The organism is Hydrogenophaga sp. (genome assembly GCF_041633695.1).
GTDB lineage: Bacteria > Pseudomonadota > Gammaproteobacteria > Burkholderiales > Burkholderiaceae_C > Hydrogenophaga.
Map to the genome: position 1 here is coordinate 1 of NZ_JBFJMY010000479.1, position 3,060 is coordinate 3,060.

2 protein-coding genes and 2 pseudogenes are annotated in these 3,060 nt (G+C 64.3%); all 4 read right to left on the bottom strand.

Features of this window, described 5'->3' with window-relative positions:
• Positions 1–320: pseudogene (locus ABYB95_RS20415) on the bottom strand (hypothetical protein); the annotation flags it as partial.
• Between the two features lie 40 nt (positions 321–360).
• Positions 361–1,410 (bottom strand): branched-chain amino acid ABC transporter permease, encoded by a 1,050-nt coding sequence (locus tag ABYB95_RS20420; RefSeq protein WP_372661186.1) that lies wholly within the window; start codon positions 1,408–1,410, stop codon positions 361–363.
• Positions 1,410–2,294, bottom strand: coding sequence for a branched-chain amino acid ABC transporter permease (locus tag ABYB95_RS20425; RefSeq protein ID WP_372661189.1), 885 nt, complete (start codon positions 2,292–2,294; stop codon positions 1,410–1,412). The genes ABYB95_RS20420 and ABYB95_RS20425 overlap by 1 nt, the downstream gene beginning before the upstream one ends.
• 4 nt (positions 2,295–2,298) lie before the next feature.
• Positions 2,299–3,060 (bottom strand): annotated as a pseudogene (locus tag ABYB95_RS20430) (acyl-CoA synthetase); the annotation flags it as partial.

Here is a 3,060-nt window from a genome sequence, read left to right on the forward strand (position 1 = left end):
CCGCCGAGCGCGAGACCGATCACCGGCTTGGTGGCCAGCACGCCGGGCCACAGGCTGGCGGTTTGCGCCGTGTCGTAACGCGTGTCGTAGGTCTTGAGTTCGAGCTTGACGCCGAGCTTGGCGCCATGCTCGGCGTTCCACCAGTTCACCACGCCTTCGCGCCCGGCGCCCAGCATCGGCATGATGGCTGCGAACGGGCCGGAGTAGTCCGACAGCGCCGGTACCTGGTATACCGTTTGTGCGGTGGCCGGTGCGATGGTCGAGGCGGCGACGCCTGCCACGATGGCGGCGCGGGCCACCCAAATTTTCAGTGTTTTCATTTTGTCTCCTAGGGTTGAATGGGCTTCCGCCCCACGGCGGTCAGTACGGGAATGGCCATATGCGATAGGCCCTTTTTGCGATCTCGATGCGGTGCATCACGCCCTTGGGCTCGAAGAGGAGGAAGAGGATGATCACGGTGCCCAGCAGGACGTTCATGGCGGCGAAGACGAAGTCCTGCCCCACGGCGGGCACCCACTGAATGAAGCTAGGCCCCAGGCTGGTGACGCCTTCGCGGGCGAACTGGATCATCACCGTGCCGATGAGCGCGCCGACGATGGAGCCGAGGCCACCGACGATCATCATGGCGATCATCCAGATGGCGTTGAACAGCGTGAACTGCTCCACCGACACATGCCGCAGCGCCACGACCCACAGGCCACCGGCCACGCCCGCGTAGAACGCACTCACCAGGAAGGCGCGGGCCTTGGTGGCGGCCACGGGAATACCCATCATCCCAGCGGCCACGTCGTCGTCGCGCACCGCCTCGAAGCTGCGGCCATGGCGCGAGCGCACGATACCGAAGGCACCGATGGTCATGACCACCAGCACGACCAGGGAGAACCAGTAAATCCCGCGGTCGTTGTTGAGCGGGATACCGAACACCGAGGCCGATTCCACGTGCAGGCCACCGGCGCCGCCCAACCAAGACGAAGGCAGGTTGAGCACCAGGAAGTGGAACAACGCTTGCGCTGCGATGGTGGTCAGAGCGAGATAGAAGCCCTTGATGCGCGCAGCCGTGAGGCCGAACATCACACCGAACAGTGCCGCTCCGGCGCCGCCGATGAGCAGGGCCGCGAGCGCGTCCCAGCCGGCCGACATGGCGAGTGCGGCACCGTAGGCGCCCACGCCCATGAAGGCCGATTGACCCAGGTTGATCTGGCCCGCGTAGCCGGTGCAGATCTGCAGGCCGATGACGGCCACAGCGGTGATGAAGGTGGTGTAGCCGATGCTGACCCAGCGCTCCGAGGCCCACCATGGCAGCGTGGCCAACACGATCAGAAGCGCCACCACGCAGGCCCATTGCGCGCGGGTACGCACCAGGGAACGGTCACCAGCGTGGCTGGTGAAGAAAATGCCGGACGGATCCATCACACACGCTCCACATGGCGCCAGCCGAACAGACCGGTGGGACGCACCAGCAAGATCAGCAGCATGAAAACAAAGGGCACGATGGACGAGGCAGAGCCGCCGATCGCGGGGTCGACGTAGGCCGCCACCAGGGCCTGCACGATGCCAACAATGGCACCGGCCAGGATGAGGCCACCGATGGACTCGAGGCCAGCCAGTAGCGCGACCGGCAGGGCCGCGAGCGCGATGTCAGCGGTTTGCACCGAGAGCGTACGGCCACTGAGCAACACGATGGCACCTGCCGTGGCGATGACCGATCCCATCATCCAGGCCAGCGTGACGGCTCGTTTGACCGAGATGCCAAGCGAGATGGCTGTGGTGGGCTCTTCCGCCACCGCGGTCAGCGTGAGGCCAGCGCGTGTGTGGTTGAAGAACCAAGACAGCCCCAGCGTGGCGAACAGGGTGAGCACCGCGCCAATCACGAGAGATGAAGGAAATATCATGTCGCCCACGATCAGCGGGGCGGCAGGCAACAACACCGGGAACGCGCGGTCCGCAGCACCCCAGACCACCAGCACGATGCCGCGAATCAGGATCACCAGGCCGATGGTCACCATCACCATGGAGAACACCGACTCGCCGACCAGGCGCTCGAAAAACAGCCGCTCGATGAGCCAACCGTAAATCACCGCGCAGACGAAGGCCAGCGGAATGCCCAGCCAAGGCGAAAGGTTCGCGCCGATTGTGAGCGTCCAGACCGCGTAGGCGCCCAGCATCATCAGCTCGCCTTGCGCGAAGTTGAACACCTTGCTGGCGCGGTAGATGACCATGAAGCCCAGCGCCAGCAGGGCATAGATCTGGCCTTGCAGGAACCCGTTGAGGAGGTAGTTGAGAAAGTCGATCATGGATTCAGGTCTCTGTTGCAGGGGAGGCAGGCACGCGCCCCGTGATGACTTCGGCGCGCAACACGCCGGCGCGTCCGTCCTGGTAGCGCACGGGAATTTCGATCGAGGTGTTGGGTCGATCGGCGTACATCGCATCGATCAGCACGCCGTAGCGCTGTTCGATAAAGCCGCGTTTGAGCTTGCGGGTGCGCGTCAATTCACCTTCGTCGGCGTCGAGTTCCTTGGGCAGGTTCACGAAATGCCGCAGGCGCGCCGGCTCGGGAAGAGCCTGGTTGACGCGTGCGATTTCCAGGGCCACCTGCGCCAGCACCTCCGGGCGTTGCGACAAATCGGTGAAGGTCGTGAACGACACGCCGTTGTGCTCGGCCCAGCGGCCGAATACATCCCCGTCGATGTTGATCAGCGCGGTGACGTGTTCGCGCGTCGGGTCGCCTACCACCATCACCTCGCGGATGTAGGGCGAGAACCGCAGCCGGACTTCAATGAACTGCTTGGAGAACAGGTGACCACCTCGCAGGCGGTTCATGTGCTCCACGCGGTCGTAGTAGATCAGCTCATTGGCACTGGGACCTTGGGCCACAGCGTCGCCGGTCTGGAACCAACCGTCGTTCATCTTCTCGGCACTCTTCTCGGGCTTGTTCCAGTAGCCGGCAAAACCCGCGCCGCCGCGCACTTCGAGTTCGCTGCCTTCGGTCAGACGCCATTGCATGGGCTCGCCCCAGGCGCTGCGCATGGCCACGGTTTCGCCGATGGTCTCGGCGTTGAC

Bases quoted from the DNA above. Each gene is read 5' to 3' on its own strand.
- ABYB95_RS20420 (WP_372661186.1), bottom strand. From the start codon at position 1,410: ATGGATCCGTCCGGCATTTTCTTCACCAGCCACGCTGGTGACCGTTCC.
- ABYB95_RS20425 (WP_372661189.1), bottom strand. From the start codon at position 2,294: ATGATCGACTTTCTCAACTACCTCCTCAACGGGTTCCTGCAAGGCCAG.